Raw genomic sequence first — 16779 nt, forward strand, 5'->3', positions numbered from 1 at the left:
GAAGTGTCCTGGAGGCGTTAGCGCGAGCGCCGCTGCACATAAACCGCCGCGACGATGATGCCGGCCTTCACGACCAGTGCCGCCGCGTCGGGAATGCCGTGCGCGAGCAGCGTATAGCGCAGCAACTGGATGATCAGCGCGCCGATCAGCGTGCCGCCGATATACGCCTTGCCGCCCGTCAGCGCCGTGCCGCCGACCGCCACCGCGGCGATCGCGTCGAGTTCGACGCCGAGCCCCACCACGTTCGCATCCGACGACGAATTCACCGAGATCGAGATCAGCCCCGCCAGTCCCGCGAGCGCGGCGCACAACGTGTAAGCGATCAGCTTGACGGTGGCCGTCGGCACCCCGCACAGATAGGCGGCCTTTTCGTTGCCGCCGGTGATCAGCAAATACTGGCCGAACAGGGTTTTGCGCACGATCCACGCGAACAGTACGACCAGCGCGAGCATCAGCAGCACCTGGAACGGCACGCCGGCAACCTTGCCCAAGGCGATCCATTGGAACGCGGGCGTGTTGAACGCCTGCAGGCTGCCGTCGGTGACGACCTGGGCGATGCCGCGCCCGGCGATAAACAGCACCAGCGTCGCGACAATTGGCTGGACGGATAGCCTCGTCACCAGCAAGCCGTTGAAGACGCCGCACGCGGCGGCCGCCAGCACCGGCAGCACGAACGCGAGCGCAATGCCGCCCGGCCCGGGAATATTCAGGAACAGCATCGGCGCGAGCGCGCCCGAAATCGCCATCGACGCGCCCACCGACAGATCGATGCCGCCCGTCGCCACGACGAGTGTCATGCCGATGCCGACGATCACGATCGTCACCACCTGCGTCATGTTGACGTTGAAGGTTTGCAGCGACCAGAAGTGCGGGGTGAAGATCAGGTTGAAGAGCACCATAGCAAGCAACACGATCACTTCACGTTGCATGGCCAGGTGCCGCCATTTCTTCACCGTCGATGCGGCCGTGGCGCGTGATGTAGCTGCGTCCGGCATAGGCGGCGTGGCTTGGGTATGTAACGACTCAGTGTGCAACTTAAGCGCCATGACGGTCGCCCTCCAACGCGTCTTCGATATGTGCGGTCTGGGCCGCTTCGACCAGTTGCGATTGGCCTTCGCTGCCGTAGGCGATGGCGTCCATGATTGCGGTCTCGCTCATGTCGGCGCCGTTCAGTTCGGCGACGGTGCGGCCGTCGCGGATCACCACCGCGCGGTCGGCCACCGCCGTCAGTTCTTCGAGTTCGGAGGCGGACAGCAGCACAGCGAGGCCCGCGTCGCGCAGTTCACGCACGATCTTCGCCACGTCGGCTTTGGCGCCGACGTCGATGCCGCGCGTCGGCTCGTCGAGCAGCAGCAGCGACGGTTCGGCAGCGAGCCAGCGTGCGAGCAGGACCTTCTGCTGATTGCCGCCCGACAGTTCGCGAATCGGCTGATCGGCCGAACGCAGCTTGATGCCGAGCGACGCAATGAAACGGTCGACGATCGCCTGCTGTTTCTTCACGTCGACCACGCCGTTCTTCGCCAGCGTGCGCAAGCAGACGAGTGTGAGGTTGTCGCGCACCGAGAGTTCGGGAACGATGCCTTCGGCCTTGCGGTCCTCGGTGAGGTAAGCGAGGCCACGCGCGATGGCGTCCTGCGGCGACTTCAACGCCACCGTTTCTCCGCCAATCGACAGTGAACCTTGTTCGAGCGGATCGGCGCCGAACATCAGGCGCATGGTTTCGGTGCGGCCCGAGCCGAGCAGACCCGCGAGACCCACCGCTTCGCCCGCATGCACTTCGAGCGATACGTCGCTCACTTTCGGATGGGCGCTCAGGTGCGTCGCGGCGATCGCCTGCTTACCGCGCCGCGCGAGGTTGGCTTCGCGCGCAGCGGCGTCTTCGTGCACGACGGCGGCCAGCGTGCGGCCGAGCATCGTCGTGACGAGTTGCAGCTTGTCCATCTCCGCCATCGTGCTTTGCGCGACCGTCTGGCCATCGCGCATCACGGTGACGCGGTCGCATAGCGCGTACAGTTCGTCGAGCCGGTGCGAGACGAAGATCACCGCCCGGCCGTCGTCGCGCAGTTTGCGCACGACGGTGAAGAGCAGTTCCACTTCGCGTTCATCGAGCGACGAGGTCGACTCGTCCATGATGACCATCTTCGCGTCTGACGAGACAGCGCGCGCCAGCGCCACCATCTGCTGGATCGCGGTGGAATAGCGGCCGACGGGTTTCTTCACATCGATCTGCAAACCGAACGAATCGAGCAGGGCGGCGGCGCGTTGCTGCACCGCGCGCCAGTCGATCAGGCCGAAGCGGCGTGGCTCGCGGCCGAGGAAAATGTTCTCCGCCACCGAGCGGAACGGCACCAGGTTGATCTCCTGATAGATCGTGCTGATGCCGGCTTCGCGTGCCTGCTTCGGCGTGCGGAAATCGACTTCGCGGCCCTCGAAGCGCACGCTGCCCGAGCCGCGCCGATAGGCGCCGGTCAGGATCTTGATCATGGTCGATTTGCCGGCGCCGTTCTGGCCGATCAGCGCGTGCACTTCTCCGACTGCGACGCTCAGATTGGCGCTGCGCAACGCAGGGACGCCGCCGAAGCTGATGCCGATGTCCTGCATCTCCAGCAGCGGCGAACGGGTAAGGGGAGAGTGCGGTGTCTGCGTGCCGGATTCCGTCACGGGTGTCCTCCTGATGCGTGTCCTGCTTCACGTGCTGCATGCGCTGGGCAGTGCGAGCCGCTGTGGCCGTTCGTTCGGGCTCCATGCAGGCGGTGTGGTCGAACCATGTTACGCCGCATAAAAGCGAAGCGACGGCCCGTGCTGCCACGAACGCGTCGCTCCGAACCCTTCCCGTCACCTGCCCCCCGAGGAGATTGATTCGGGACGGGGACGTCCTGCGGGCACAGCCCTCGAAGAGGCTTTCTCCGAGGTGCGGAGCGCTTGGACACTCCGCTAAAGCGCTGCCCTCAAGCTACACAACCGCGTGTACGGCGGCGGCTGTCGATCAATAACCGTACTGCATGCTCTGCTGTACGTTGCTCTTGTCGTAGAAGCGGTCCGAGACCTTGACCCACGTCGGGATCTTTTCGCCCTTCGCGTAACGTTGAGCGACGTCGCAGGCGAGCGGGCCGAAGAATGGGCTCGACTGCACGCTCGCGCCGAGCTCGCCGGCGGCGATCGCGTCCATGCCACCCTTGGTGCCGTCGATCGTGACGATCTGGATGTCCTTGCCCGGCTGCTTTCCGGCGGCCTTGATCGCGGCGATCGCGCCCAGCGCCATTTCGTCGTTATGTGCGTAGACGGCGGTCACTTCCGGGTGCGCCTGCAACAGCGTTTCCATCACCTGACGGCCCTTGTCGCGCGCGAAGTCGCCGCTTTGCGAGGCGATGATCGTCATGCCCGGGTTCTTCGCGATGATCTCGTCGAAACCCTTCTTGCGGTCGTTCGCAGCGGACGCGCCCGTGGTGCCTTCGAGTTCGATGATCTTCGCCTTGCCGCCGGTCGCCTTGACGAGCCAGTCAGCCGCCCGATGACCCTGATCGATGAAGTCCGAGCCGATAAACGTGATGTAGTCGCGGCCCGCCTTGGCCACCGACTGATCGACGTCACGGTCCACCAGGATCACCGGAATGCCAGCCTTTTTAGCTTGCAGCACGACCGGCGCAAGCGGCTTTTCTTCGCGCGGCGGGAACACCAGCAGATCGACGTGCTGCGCGATCATGTTCTGGATGTCCGATACCTGCTTGGAGTTCGAGCTATTGGCGTCGGTCATGACCAACTGCCAGCCGCACTTCGCGGCGATGTCCTTGAAGCTCTTGGTTTCCGCGAGACGCCACGGATTATTGCTTTCGGTCTGCGCGAAGCCGACCTTCAGCGGAGTCTTGGTAGGCAACTTCGGTAGCGCGTCGTCGGCGTGCGCCGTCGCCGTGGCAACGCCGAAGCCGATGGCCAGAGCCAGCAGCGAACCTGCCAGCGGACGAATCTGCTGCTTGCGCGCGTGCTTGCGCGACTGCGTGTTGAGCGACGCCATTGTCTTCCTCCAGTACCTGGTGAGGTGTATTTACTTTTTAGTGTTTCTCCTGTCGGCCGAGTTGTTTCACCCTGACCGGACGTGCCGATTATTCCACCGGGAATTATTATCGGTCAATCACTAATAATATTAATTATTGGCTTTTCTGCCTCGGTAATTACCCTGACCGAGCCGCGTTCGACGAGCGGTCCGTCGAGTTTGACGAGTCGATGCCGTACCGGCGCGCCCGCTGCGCGGTTGTGTTCTTCCTGCAGCAGGGTCTCGACGGCCCAGCGACCCAGTTCGTAGTTCGGCAGCACCACCGTCGACAGCGGTGGATGCGTGTGGCGGGCAATTTCCTGGTCGTCGTAGCCAAGCACGGAAACGTCTTCAGGCACGCGCAGGCCGAGTTGCTTCAGGGCCTCGATCGTGCCCAGCGCGGTCAGATCGTTGGCGCAGAAAATGGCGGTCGGCGGATGCGCCTCGTGCATCAGGGAGAGCGTCATTTCAAAGCCGACCCCCGAGCTCCAGTCGCCGTCGCGCACCAGTTCCGGTGCGTACGGCAAGTCGGCCGTGGCGAGCGCCGTGCGATAACCCTTGAGGCGGTCTTTCGAGGCGTCCTGCCACGGTTCGCCGTTGATATAGCCGATCCGCCGATGCCCCGACTGCAGCAGGTAGTCGGTCGCCAGATGGCCGCCCGCGACCTCGGCCGGCACCACCGACGACAACCCGCCTTCGCTCGTGTAGCAGTTCAGCAGCACGGTGGGCACCTGCGAGAGCGCCGCCGGCAAGGTGACCTTGCGGGTGTAGACGGTCGCGTAGATCACGCCGAATACGTGCGGATTGGACAGCGTCGCATCGAGCACCTGCTTTTCGATATCGGCGTTGCCGTGCGTCGAGTAGACGGCAAGCATCTTGCCGCTCGCATAGGCCGCATCGCGCGCGCCGTCGACGTTGACGACCGGATGCGGGCTGGTGGAAATCTCGTCAGCCAGATAGACGATGAGGTTGCGTTCATCAGCCGAAACCGATACCGGTTCGCGCAGCGACAATCGGTAGCCGAGGTCGTGCGCGGCCTTCAGCACCTTGTTGCGGGTGGTCTCGGAGAATTTCGCGCCGGTCGCGTTGTTCAGCACGAGCGAGACAGTCGATTGCGACACGCCGGTGAGCTTGGCGATGTCGGTCATGGTCGGACGGCGTTGAGTCGATTTTTTCATTGTGCGGGCCGCGCTGCAGCGGCGCAAAAGCGGGGGCATGCCAGTGGCACTCGTGGTGCTGACGGTACCACTAATAATATGCGCGCGGCAACGCGCGCTAACCCGCCATTTGGGAGATTTGGTAAGGCGAAAATCGGTTGGTTTTGACGAATTTATTACTAATAATATTGACCGATGCGCTTTGGCGTGCGATTCTCGGTCGCGCGGACCTGAGGGTTCCGCCAGCCGCGCGCTGTGCGCGGCACGTCATAGGAGACATCGATGGGCGTTCATGCTGCCATCCGCCTGAGGCCCCGCCTTTTCTGACCATGCGCGACGTTTCCTTGAATCCGATCCAGCCGCTCGTCACTAAACACACCGGGATCGCGTGGCTCGATGACCCCGCGATTGCGAAGTCGCTTGTCACGCTGACGGCAGGCGCCATGCGCGTGGTGGTCGCGCCAGAAGTCGGCGGCGCGCTCGCGGCTTACTACGAATCGACGCCGGAAGGCCCACTGCACTGGCTGCGGCCAGCCACGCAAGCAGCGTTCGACGAACGCGATCCGCTGCGCATGGCGAGCTTTCCGCTCTTTCCCTATTGCAACCGGATTCGCGACGCGCGTTTCCAGTTCAACGGCGGCACAGTCGATCTGAACGGCAATGACTTGCGCTTTACGCACGCGCTGCATGGCAATGCGTGGCGGCATCCGTGGAAGGTGGGGGCGTGCACGGATAGTTCCGTGGAATTGCACTTCGAACACGAACCGGATTCGCAACAGCCCGGCGACTGGCCGTTCCGTTATCGCGCGCGGCAGCGCATCGAGTTGATCGGCGGCGCGCTACGCATCACGCTCTCCGCTCAGAATCTTGGTGAGCGTCCGATGCCCTTCGGCATGGGCCATCACCCGTACTATCCGCGCACCGCGCAAACCCGTGTCTACGCCGAAGTGCAAGCCATGTGGCATGCCGATGCTGACGTGCTGCCCACGCATCTCGGTCCGCACCCTGCGGTCGAAGCGTTGCGCCACGGCATGTCGCCGGACGCGTTCGATCTCGACAACAACTTCGCCAACTGGTCGCGCGAGGCGACGATTGCGTGGCCCGACGAACACCGTCAACTGACAATGACCGCCGATGCGCCCTTCGATCACATGGTGGTATTCGCGCCCGTCAACGATGCGCAACTGTGCGTGGAACCGGTGACCAACACCACCGATTGCTTCAATGCGGTCGGCATGCGGGAGCAGGTGGGCGGCTGCGTGTTGCAGCCCGGTGAGGAGATCGTGGCGGCGCTGAACTGGACGCCGCGAAGAGGCTAGTGCGCGTAGTAACGCGCTTTGATCAGCGCTGCGCTGCCGGCTTCACGTTCAAGGCGGGCAAAAAGAAAAAGGCGGCTATGCCGCCTTTTTTACGTAGCTCACTCGACTCGCAACCGCGCCATATACGGCAAGTGATCCGACAGCCACGCGGTTTCCTGCGTCGGCTGGATCCATTCGACCGGCTCCATGCCGCGCACGAACATCTTGTCGAGCGCGAGTGCCGGCGAGAAAGCCGGAAACGTTCGGCCCGATTCACCGAGCAGCGTCGCCACCTCCTGCAGGCCGTGTTCGGCGAAGAGCGGCACCGAGTCGTTGCGCCAGTCGTTGAAGTCGCCGGCCAGAACCAGCGGACCTTCCGGCGCTTCCTTCGCGATCCAGTGCGCGATCCAGTTCATTTGCCGCAAGCGCGCCGAGCGCGTGAGCGCGAGATGCGCGCACAGCAGTGTGACGGAATGACCGCCGAAGGTTGCCCGCGCCACCAGCAATCCGCGCTTTTCGAAGCGATGCGCGGAGATATCCCAGCGCCCGCCGAGATCGAGCGGATGTGGCGACAGAATCGCATTGCCATGCCGCCACGACGGCTTGAAGACATTCGGCCCAAGCGCGATTTCGAGTTCGGCCGCGCGCGCGATCTCGGTGGCCTGACAGTGCCACACATCGCTCAACGGATCGGCGAGCGGCGAGCCGAAACTACTGGCTAATATCGGCGAGGGCATGCGCCGCGCCATCGCTTCCTGCAAAAAATACGCGTCCGCATGGGTTGACTGAACCCAGCGCTGCATCGCCTGCCACGCCTGAAAGCCGAGCGGTGTGCGGCCCTTGTGCAGATTCCAGCTGACCGCAATGAAATCCTTGGGCGCTGCGCTCTCGCGGATCAATTCTTCTGGGTTTCGCATGCCGCGTTGTCCACGTGTTCTGTTGGGGGCTTCGGTAGTTCGTTTCGGTGCGTGCGGTTCGCATTGCACTAGTTCGTGCCGTTCGCAAGGCTCGCACGCACGCGATAAACCAGGTTCGGATTTTTGTCGACGATCGTCCAGCTGACCCACTGACCAGGCGGCAGCTTCAGGCCCGGATGGCTTGCGCTCACTTGACGCGGTTGCGGCGGCAACTTGCAACCGGTGTCGGTTTGTCGTGCGGCGTCTTCCTCGAATGTTTCCTGGGCTTCGATCGACAGTGTGACCGCGCTCGCATCCGCCTGCAGCGGCGAGATTGTCAGCGTGCGCGCCAGATCGATGCTGCCGCCGGGCTGGTCTTTACAGCCGACGTTATGCTGGACCATCTTGTGATGCGTGTCCGTGCGCGCCTGGCCGACGGTGGTGGTGCCGTCGAACGAATCGATCTGCTGGCCGTCGCGCATGACCTGCAACTGCCATTGAACGGCCTGTTGCGTCGCTCCTTGTTGCGCGTTCGCAAGCAGCGAAGTGCCGAACAGTACGGCCACGATACTGGTTTTCCACATAGAAGGTTTCTCCGGTCACTGCTTCCGGCAGAGTAGACAGAAGGCCATCTTACGCCTGATGGGCTGGACGCCTTTCTGACACGTCAAACGGGGCCGGGTTCAGCAAAACACCATTTCCGACGAGAAGGAGAATCCTCAAAGGGACTTCCTCCGGGGCGTCGCAGGAAACAAGGCCTTGTTAGCAGCAGACCCGCATGACTGCTGGCTTGCACGCGAATATGTCCTCGCTACACTGGACCTGAAACGGTGCCCATCAGGCGCCGCAGCAGCAAGACCAGCCAGACGGGGTGAGCGATGACAACAGCAATGGTCAAACAGGAAATCGCCGTGGCATCTTTCAGTCGGGTGTACGACCTCGATCAGGTCGAGACCGCGCTGAACGAGCTTAGCGAAGGGGCGAACGAGGCGCTGCGCGCCACGTACGAAAAGATGCTGAAAACCGGCAATCTGCGCTTCTGCGTCAAGCCGAACCGGATGCCGTCGATCGACGATCTGATCGACGCGCTGCCCAACTTTTCGGAGCCGCTCGACGACATCCGCAAGCAGGTCGCCTTGTGTCTCGAGACTGAAGACCGGCTCGAACTGATGCCGATCCTGTTGCTCGGTGATCCGGGCATCGGCAAGACGCACTTTGCCAAGCAACTGGCGCGCATGCTCGGCACCGCGTACCAATACGTGGCGATGAGTTCGCTGACGGCGGGGTGGATTCTGTCGGGCGCATCGTCGCAATGGAAGAACGCGAAGCCGGGCAAGGTGTTCGATGCGCTCGTGAACGGCAGCTATGCAAACCCCGTGATTGCCGTCGACGAAATCGACAAGGCCACGGGCGATTCGCAATACGATCCGCTCGGCGCGCTTTACGCGCTGCTCGAACACGACACGGCGCAGACGTTCATCGACGAATTCGCGGAGATTCCGATCAATGCCGGCCACGTGATCTGGATCGCGACCGCGAACGACGAGCGCTCGATCCCGGAGCCGATCCTGAACCGGATGAACGTGTATGAGATTCCGCCGCCGGATCGTGACGGCGCACGCCGTATCGCCCAATCGATCTACGACGAGATTCGCTCGGCGCATAACTGGGGCCTGCGCTTTCCCGAAACGCTCGGCGACGCCGCGCTCGATGCGCTGAAGCTGGCCTCGCCGCGTGAAATGCGGCGCGCGATTCTGAATGGCTTCGGCGCGGCGCGCATCGACGGGCGCGATCGGATCGAAGCCGGCGACATCCGCTTGGACTACGGAAATCGGAGGAAACCGATCGGTTTTTGAGTGTTTTTGCCCTATTTTTGACAGAAAACCGCCGTCGGACGGCTTTCTGCGGACACGAAACAGGCAGTTCGACATTTAAAACAGGATGAATGTCGCAGCAATTGTTGCGAGTTTCGCGAATCCGGAGGGTTTGCGTCGGTCTGTCTTCGGGCAGACAGGCGCCCGGCGGCAAGGTGGCCGCCATGGCCGGCAACGCTCCGAGGACGCGGGGCGATGCCATCGCGCGCATGAAGAATCGAGCGCGACAATCGTCGACGGCGTACACTGATCTTGTCCGGCCCATACGTTTAAGCCCTGCTCAAGACCGAATGCCCGCAGTCGTCCGACTGCGGGCATTTCTGTCTGTGCGGCGTCGTACAATTTTGTATAGCGGTTGCGTAAGGCCAGGTGCGTTCGACAGCGAGCGGTGTGCGGTCCTCGATAGCCGTACCCTGTCTTCATGATTATCGGGTGAACGAGGCAGCGCGCGGCGAGGTTAGCCGCGTCAAGGGACATGGATCAGATCGAATGTGTAGTGATCGGCGCTGGCGTCGTCGGTCTTGCCGTGGCGCGCGCATTGGCGGCGCGCGGGCGCGAGGTGATCGTGCTGGAAGCGGCTGAAGCGATTGGCGTGGGCACCAGCTCGCGCAATAGCGAAGTGATTCACGCGGGGATCTATTATCCACGCGGCTCGTTGAAAGCGGCGCTTTGTGTGCGCGGCCGCGAGATGCTCTACGACTACTGCGTCGAGCATAACGTGCCGCATTCGCGTTGCGGCAAACTGCTGGTCGCCACCTCGCGCAATCAGATTCCTCAGCTTGAAAGCATCATGGCGAAGGGCCGTGAGAACGGCGTGCTCGACCTGATGCGAATCAACGGCGACCAGGCGCAAGCGCTCGAACCCGCGCTCGAATGTGTGGAGGCCGTGTTCTCGCCGCAGACGGGCATCGTCGATAGTCACCAGTTGATGCTGGCGATTCAGGGTGACGCCGAGCGCGACGGCGCGGTGTGTGCGTTCCATGCGCCGGTCGCGGCGATCGAAGCGAGCAACGGCCGTTTCATCATCAAGGTAGGCGGCAGCGCGCCGACCACGATCAGCGCGGCCTGCGTGATCAACAGCGCCGGCTTGTACGCGAATGCGCTGGCGCGCACGATTCGCGGCCTTGACGCGCGGCATGTGCCGCCGCTTTATCTCGCGCGCGGCAACTACTTCAGCATCTCGGGGCGCGCGCCGTTCAGCCGTCTGATCTATCCGATGCCGAACGAAGCCGGCCTCGGCGTGCATCTGACGATCGATCTCGGCGGCCAGGCGCGTTTCGGTCCCGACGTCGAATGGGTCGATGTGATTAATTACGACGTCGACCCACATCGTGCGGATTCCTTTTACGCGGCGATTCGCGCGTACTGGCCCGCGCTTCCTGACGATGCGTTGCAGCCCGCTTATGCGGGGATTCGTCCGAAGCTTTCCGGCCCAGGCGAGCCCGCCGCCGATTTCGTGATTCAAGGTCCGGCTGCGCATGGCGTGCGTGGGCTCGTCAATCTGTTCGGTATTGAGTCGCCTGGATTGACGGCGTCGCTCGCGATCGCTCAGCGTGTCTGCGAGCTGAGTGGGCGCGCTTAATTGTCGCACCCCTCGCGTTCCCGTCGCGCTGCTCACGTCATGCGATCAACGGACATTCCGAGCGTATAACGCGCGCGCGGCGTAGTACCAATTCGGTTATCTCTATCATTTGGGCCGTCACGCGCGACGGCTTCATTGCTATCCTTGGGGACCGCTGTCATCAGAACGGCGATCAGTTCAATATAAATGGAGTGAGTCCCCCATGAAATCTTCCCGTCGTACGTTTTTGATCACCAGCATTGGTGTGGCATCCACGTTCGCCCTGTCGCGCCAGGCTTTCGCCGACGCACCGAAGGTCGCCGAGACCGACCCGACCGCACAAGCGCTTGGCTACAAGGCCGACGCGAGCAAAGTCGACAAGGCCAAGTTCGCGAAATACGCAGCGGGCCAGGACTGCGGTAACTGCAGCTTCTATCAAGGCAAGGCAACCGACGCCTACGCCGGCTGCCCGATGTTCGCGGGCAAGCAGGTCGCGAGCAAGGGTTGGTGCAGCGCATATAACAAGAAGGCCTGATTACGTTTCAGCCGCACACACATTCAGTGTCGCGGCAAGTGCGCCGCAACATTGCGGCGCCGGACTGCAGTCCGATCATCAAGGCGTCTGCCGCCCTGCGCGACAGACGCCTTTTTGTTGCTTGAAAACAGCTTGCGCGCTCTTTACACTCCAATGCGATTGCTGCGGCGGGCATTATTTTTCTCGCTCGCGCCAGGGCGCACTAACGCACGCTGAAGCACATCTACGCTGAGACGCCGTACCACGCGACATTTTTCGCAAGCTGGAGATTCGAATGGCACCAGCGTCACGGAGCCTCAACACACGCGCCGTCGTGGCGGCTGTGATCGGCAACGCACTCGAATGGTACGACTTCACCGTGTTCGGTTTCCTCACGGTGGTGATCGCACAACTGTTCTTTCCGGCAGGGAACGACTATTCGTCGATGCTGCTGACTACCGCAACCTTCGGCGTCGCATTCGTCATGCGGCCGATCGGCGGCATCGTGCTTGGACTTTACGCGGATCGCGCGGGACGCAAGGCGGCGCTGTCACTCGTCATTGCGCTGATGACGCTCGGCATTCTGCTGCTGGCAATTGCCCCGCCGTACTCGGCGATCGGCATCGGCGCGCCTTTGATGATCGTGCTTGGGCGTTTGCTGCAGGGCTTTTCCGCCGGTGGTGAATTCGGCAGTTCTACGGCCTTGCTGATCGAGGCGGCGCCGTTCTCGAAGCGCGGCTTCTACGGCAGCTTGCAGATGGCGAGCCAGGCGGCGGCGCTTCTGCTCGGTGCGGTGGTTGGTGCGTTGATCACGCACGGTCTCTCGCACGAGGCACTGAAGTCATGGGGTTGGCGCGTACCGTTCATTCTGGGCTTGATCATCGGGCCGATCGGTTTTTATATCCGCCGGCATCTCTCCGATTCGGAAGCCTTCCTGCTTGCGCAAAAGACGGCGCGGCGCGCAACGCTCGGCGAAGTGTTCAGGAGCCATAGCCGCGACGTGCTGTGCGGACTCGGCGCGGTGATCGCGCTCACCGTGACGATCTACGTGCTGATCAGCTATCTGCCGACCTTCGCGGTCAAGCAACTGAAGCTGCCTTATGCGCAATCCTTTTACGCGGTGATCGTCGGCAATCTGCTGCTCACCGTGCTCTCACCGCTGACCGGCGCATGGTCGGACAGGATCGGACGCAAGGGACTTTCGCTGTGGTCGCTGGTACTGACGCTCGTGATCATCTATCCGCTATTTGCGTGGCTCGCGGCGGAGCCGAGCGTGTCCAAACTGATTCTCGTGCAGGCGCTACTGTCGATTGCGCTGTCCGGATACTACGGGCCGTTCGGCGCGTTGATCGCCGAACTGTTCCCGGCGAACGTGCGCTCGATCGGCTTATCGCTCGCGTACAACGTCGCGGTGATGCTGTTCGGCGGCTTCGGGCCGTTCGTCGTGACGTGGCTCATCAACACCACGGGTTCACCGCTCGCGCCGACTTACTACGTGATGGGCGGACTGGCGTTGTCGATCGTCGCAGTGGCGTGCATCCCCGGCAAGCGCCATGCGGATCTCGACGCGCGGCGCAAACCGGCTTGAGGGTTCAGTCGAGCGGCGCCCGTTCGTCTAGCTGCGCGCCGGTATCAACGGCGGCCGTTTGTCGAACCACGGCCGCACCGCTTCTAGTTGTGCTGCCAGTCGCAATAGCGTTGCTTCACCGCCATCACGCGTGGCGAACTGCACGCCGATTGGCAGCCCTCGCGCGTTCCAGTAGAGCGGCACCGACATTGCCGGTTGTCCGCTCAGATTGAACAACTCCGTGCATCCCGCCCACGCAAACGCCTTGTTCGACGCTTCGGTCAGCAGCTTCTTCATCAGGGCTTCGAGCGGCATCGCCGTGACGGCGCGCATTTGCATGCGCTCCGCAGAGGTGGGGTGCATTTCGCCAATCTTGATCGGCGCGCCGGCAAGCGTCGCGCACAGGAGCACGTCGTAGCGGCTCAGCAAATCGGTGAGACGTTCTGTGATGCGACGCTGTTCTTCGAGCGCGCCAGGCAAGCCGCGCTCGCCGAGTTTGCGGCCGACGTGCGCCATTGCCCACGTCGAGATTTCGAATTCGTCGCGTAGCGGTTTGCGGCCGGTGATGCGATCGGTGTGCAGCACCATCTCTTCCGCTGTCACGGACCAGAGCATCAGGAACGCATGGCGGACTGCCGCGAAATCGATGCCGAGCGACACCGGTTCGATGTTATGGCCGAGCGAACTGGCGAGTTGCGCAGCATCTTCCAGCGCGGCGCGCGAGTCGGCGGAGAGCGAGGGCGCCAGCATCGAATCGGTGACGTAGGCAATGTTCAGTGGCTTGCATGGCTCGCGGCTGGCGCCAAGGAAAGTGCCCGGCGCGCCGAGCGGTCTGTCCGCGTTGCCCGCCAGCAGATCGAGCAGCAACGCACTGTCGCGCACGCTGCGCGATACCGCGTGATCGATGCCGAGCTCACCGACGGCGGCGGTCGGTGTCGCGCGCGGCACACGTCCGCGCGAAGGCTTGAGGCCGAACAGTCCGCAACACGAAGCGGGAATGCGGATCGAGCCGCCACCGTCTGATGCATGCGCGAGCGGCACGATGCCCGCGGCCACTGCCGCGGCGGCACCGCCGCTCGAGCCACCAGGCGTGTGGTCGAGATTCCACGGATTGCGGCAAGCGCCGAACAATTCGGGCTCCGTATAAGGCATCTGACCGAGTTCGGACGTACTGGTCTTGGCGAAGATGTTGAGGCCGGCCGCCTTTGCGAGCGCGACGACCGGCGCGTCCTCGGTAGGAATGAAATGGCGATAGTGACGGCTGCCCATCGACATGCGCAATCCGGCGACCGCTGCGCCCAGGTCCTTGATCAGATAGGGCACGCCCGCGAGCGCTGCTTGCGTGCTTCCGTCATTCGCTCTGTTCGCATCATCACGCGAGGCACGCTGACGGGCGGCGTCGTAGTCCTTCAGGACAATCGCATTGATCGCGGGATTAACGGCCTCGGTGCGGGAAATCGCGATGTCCAGCAACTCGCGCGCGCTTGCTTCGCGGCTTCGAATCAGTTCGGCGAGGCCGATGGCGTCATGGGCGAGATAGTCTGATTGCACGACGGAGGGACCCTCGCTATCGAGTGTTGAATCTGCCGGTTGCCTATGCACATGATGAACGGTCTGGCTGGGCGTCCGGTTGTTCCTGGTTCATCGCTACGCATGGAAGAAGAGGACGCGCTGATGGCACGTCCTCTTCGAGAGAGTAACTCAGGTACAGGTGCGAGTTACAGGCCCTGATCAAAGCCGTGAGTTAAAGCCGCGAAGTTACAGCCGCTCACCAAGGAAGGTCAGCGTGCGGCCATGCGCGAGCGCTGCAGCGGGCTGGTTATACGACGCGCGGTCCGAGCAGTTGAAGCCGTGGTCGGCATTCGGATAGATATTGAATTCCGCATCGGCACGGCCGGCGAAGCGCTCCTGAATCTGGCCGACAGCCGACAACGGGATATGCGCGTCGAGTTCGCCGTAGTGGAATTGCATCGGCACGTTGATCTTCGCGGCCTGATCGAGCTTGTTCTGGATGCCGCCGCCGTAGTACGCCACCGCGCCGTCGAGCGTGCCTTGCGCGGCAGCCAGATACGCGAGCTGGCCGCCGAAGCAGTAGCCGATCGCCGCAACCTTGCCGGTCACTTCCGGCATCGCGCGCAGCGCTGCGGCAGCCGCGCCGACATCGGCCACCGCCTGGTCGACATTGGTTTTCTGCATCAGCTCGATGCCTTTCTCTCGATCCGCGCCATCATAGGTCAATTCGACGCGCGGCTGCACGCGCCAGAAAATGTCCGGTGCGAGCGCGACGTAGCCGTCTTGCGCGTACTGATCCGCGACCGAGCGGATATGGCTGTTCACGCCGAAGATTTCCTGAATGATGATGACGGCCGGTCCCTTGCCGCCTTTGGGCAGCGCCAGATAGCCGCCGAAACTGTCGTTGCCGGCGGGAATGTCGATCCAGCGGGAAGTCGTGCTCATATTGCTCTCCATTTACTCGTGCGTTGACGCGCGGGGTCGGTCTGAATGAATGCCAGAGGCCTGAATGCCTGAGACGGGCGGTCAGTTTGCCATCAAAAGAAACGCCTTGCAGTGAGGCCGCGCGTGGCCCGACAACGCCCGCCGCGCGGCGATGATCTCGTAAGGCGATTGAAACATTCTCGATAATTCATTTCTCCGCGCGCGCATGGCTCGGTAGAGTCCAAAGTGCTGGCTCGTCGTTGCTACGAGCGCTTTGCCGGAGAGGAAATCGATCATGAATGAAGGCAGTTTTGTGACGCCGTTTGCGGCGCGTTTCGAATTGCGTGTGCCGGTCGTGCAGGCGCCGATGGCCGGCGGCGCGACGACGCCTGCGATGGTGGCGGCGGTATCGAATGCCGGCGGCCTCGGCTTTCTCGCGGCGGCGGCACTGTCGCCCGAGAAAATCGCGAGCGAAGTCGCGGCGATTCGCGCGCTGACAGATCGCCCGTTCGGCGTGAATCTGTTTGTACTGGAGCCGGCCGCGCCGGACGATGCCACCGTGCGCCACGCGCTCGAAGCAATCGATCCACTACGCACGGACCTCGGTTTGCCGCCGGGCCACCCGCTCGAACGCTATGCGCCGGATTTCCGCGCGCAACTGGAAACGCTGATTGAATTGCGCGTGCCGGTGGCGAGTTTCACGTTCGGATTGCTCTCAGCCGCCGACGTCGCCCGTCTGCATGCAAACGGCCTATATGTAATAGGCACCGCGACACATGTTGCCGAGGGTGTCGCCTGGCGCGACGTGGGCGCAGACGCCATCGCCGCGCAAGGCGCGGAGGCGGGCGCGCATCGCGGTACCTTCATCGGCGCATTCGAGGAGGCGCTGGTCGGCACGATGGCGCTCGTGCCGCAACTCGTCGATGCGACCGGCCTGCCGGTGCTGGCCGCCGGCGGCATCATGGACGGACGCGGCATCGTCGCCGCGCTTGCGCTTGGCGCGCAAGCCGCGGTGATGGGTACTGCGTTCCTCACTTGTCTGGAGAGTGCGATACCGCAGGCATGGAAAACCCGGGTGCGCTCGATGTCGGATACATCGACGTCCGTCACGCGCGCGATCACCGGTCGTCATGCGCGCGGCATACGCAATCCGTTGATGCAGCGGCTAAGCGAGTCGGCGCATAAGGTCGCGCCTTATCCGGTGCAAAACGCCTTGACGCAGGAGCTGCGGCAAACCGCGAGCCGCGCGGATAACGGCGACTATCTGTCTCTATGGTCAGGCCAGGGCGCGCCGCTTGGCCGCAAGCGCCGGGAAGGCCTCGGCGCTGCCGAACTGGTCGGGCAACTCGAGCAGGAATGGCATGCTGTGGCAGCACGGATCGGCGCGCTCGAGCGTTGATTCGGCATGGCTCAGACGCGCGTCGCGGCAACTGCGGCGCGCTTTGT

At 63.0% G+C, this 16779-nt stretch carries 14 protein-coding genes; 6 read left to right on the forward strand and 8 right to left on the reverse strand.

The window, feature by feature from the left end; genetic code table 11:
* Positions 1 to 17: 17 nt before the first annotated feature.
* The 4 genes from PQQ86_RS00745 to PQQ86_RS00760 all read right to left on the reverse strand — a co-directional run bounded on the left by PQQ86_RS00745 (position 18) and on the right by PQQ86_RS00760 (position 5178).
* A complete protein-coding gene (locus PQQ86_RS00745; protein WP_093644891.1) occupies positions 18 to 995 on the reverse strand; it encodes an ABC transporter permease in 978 nt (325 codons plus the stop codon).
* 40 nt (positions 996 to 1035) lie between these two features.
* Positions 1036 to 2601: a sugar ABC transporter ATP-binding protein gene (locus PQQ86_RS00750; protein WP_408269993.1), complete on the reverse strand. Its 1566-nt coding sequence runs from the start codon at positions 2599 to 2601 to the stop codon at positions 1036 to 1038.
* A 385-nt stretch (positions 2602 to 2986) separates the two neighbouring features.
* The gene (locus tag PQQ86_RS00755; protein ID WP_408264152.1) at positions 2987 to 4012 is read right to left on the reverse strand and encodes an ABC transporter substrate-binding protein; all 1026 of its coding nucleotides are present in this window, start codon (positions 4010 to 4012) and stop codon (positions 2987 to 2989) included.
* 113 nt (positions 4013 to 4125) lie between these two features.
* Positions 4126 to 5178, reverse strand: a complete 1053-nt coding sequence (locus tag PQQ86_RS00760; protein WP_408269995.1) for a LacI family DNA-binding transcriptional regulator — start codon at positions 5176 to 5178, stop codon at positions 4126 to 4128.
* A 338-nt stretch (positions 5179 to 5516) separates the two neighbouring features.
* On the opposite strand from PQQ86_RS00760, the gene PQQ86_RS00765 reads away from it, so the two are divergent.
* Positions 5517 to 6506, forward strand: coding sequence for an aldose 1-epimerase (locus PQQ86_RS00765; RefSeq protein WP_408264154.1), 990 nt, complete (start codon positions 5517 to 5519; stop codon positions 6504 to 6506).
* 98 nt (positions 6507 to 6604) lie between these two features.
* Here the strand turns inward: PQQ86_RS00765 and PQQ86_RS00770 are convergent, their stop codons facing one another.
* Together PQQ86_RS00770 and PQQ86_RS00775 are read right to left on the reverse strand one after the other, a co-directional pair.
* Positions 6605 to 7402 (reverse strand): endonuclease/exonuclease/phosphatase family protein, encoded by a 798-nt coding sequence (locus tag PQQ86_RS00770; RefSeq protein WP_115781607.1) that lies wholly within the window; start codon positions 7400 to 7402, stop codon positions 6605 to 6607.
* A 68-nt stretch (positions 7403 to 7470) separates the two neighbouring features.
* Positions 7471 to 7965, reverse strand: coding sequence for a hypothetical protein (locus tag PQQ86_RS00775; RefSeq protein WP_408264156.1), 495 nt, complete (start codon positions 7963 to 7965; stop codon positions 7471 to 7473).
* Positions 7966 to 8259: 294 nt separating this feature from the next.
* Between PQQ86_RS00775 and PQQ86_RS00780 the strand changes: the two genes are divergently transcribed.
* From PQQ86_RS00780 to PQQ86_RS00795, 4 genes are all read left to right on the forward strand, one after another.
* The gene (locus PQQ86_RS00780) at positions 8260 to 9237 is read left to right on the forward strand and encodes an AAA family ATPase (RefSeq protein WP_408264158.1); all 978 of its coding nucleotides are present in this window, start codon (positions 8260 to 8262) and stop codon (positions 9235 to 9237) included.
* Positions 9238 to 9730: 493 nt separating this feature from the next.
* Positions 9731 to 10837, forward strand: coding sequence for an NAD(P)/FAD-dependent oxidoreductase (locus PQQ86_RS00785; RefSeq protein ID WP_408264160.1), 1107 nt, complete (start codon positions 9731 to 9733; stop codon positions 10835 to 10837).
* Positions 10838 to 11039: 202 nt separating this feature from the next.
* Positions 11040 to 11351: a high-potential iron-sulfur protein gene (locus PQQ86_RS00790; protein WP_175051830.1), complete on the forward strand. Its 312-nt coding sequence runs from the start codon at positions 11040 to 11042 to the stop codon at positions 11349 to 11351.
* A 274-nt stretch (positions 11352 to 11625) separates the two neighbouring features.
* Positions 11626 to 12918, forward strand: coding sequence for an MFS transporter (locus tag PQQ86_RS00795; RefSeq protein ID WP_408264162.1), 1293 nt, complete (start codon positions 11626 to 11628; stop codon positions 12916 to 12918).
* A 27-nt stretch (positions 12919 to 12945) separates the two neighbouring features.
* Here PQQ86_RS00795 and PQQ86_RS00800 read toward each other — a convergent pair whose 3' ends face one another.
* Both PQQ86_RS00800 and PQQ86_RS00805 read right to left on the reverse strand, forming a co-directional pair.
* Positions 12946 to 14448: an amidase gene (locus PQQ86_RS00800; protein WP_408264164.1), complete on the reverse strand. Its 1503-nt coding sequence runs from the start codon at positions 14446 to 14448 to the stop codon at positions 12946 to 12948.
* Positions 14449 to 14655: 207 nt separating this feature from the next.
* Positions 14656 to 15354: a dienelactone hydrolase family protein gene (locus PQQ86_RS00805; protein WP_408264166.1), complete on the reverse strand. Its 699-nt coding sequence runs from the start codon at positions 15352 to 15354 to the stop codon at positions 14656 to 14658.
* 274 nt (positions 15355 to 15628) lie between these two features.
* Between PQQ86_RS00805 and PQQ86_RS00810 the strand changes: the two genes are divergently transcribed.
* The gene (locus PQQ86_RS00810; protein ID WP_408264167.1) at positions 15629 to 16732 is read left to right on the forward strand and encodes an NAD(P)H-dependent flavin oxidoreductase; all 1104 of its coding nucleotides are present in this window, start codon (positions 15629 to 15631) and stop codon (positions 16730 to 16732) included.
* Positions 16733 to 16779 lie beyond the last annotated feature (47 nt).

Origin of the sequence: Paraburkholderia sediminicola, from assembly GCF_046026675.1 — a bacterium.
Taxonomy (GTDB): Bacteria; Pseudomonadota; Gammaproteobacteria; order Burkholderiales; family Burkholderiaceae; genus Paraburkholderia; species Paraburkholderia sediminicola_F.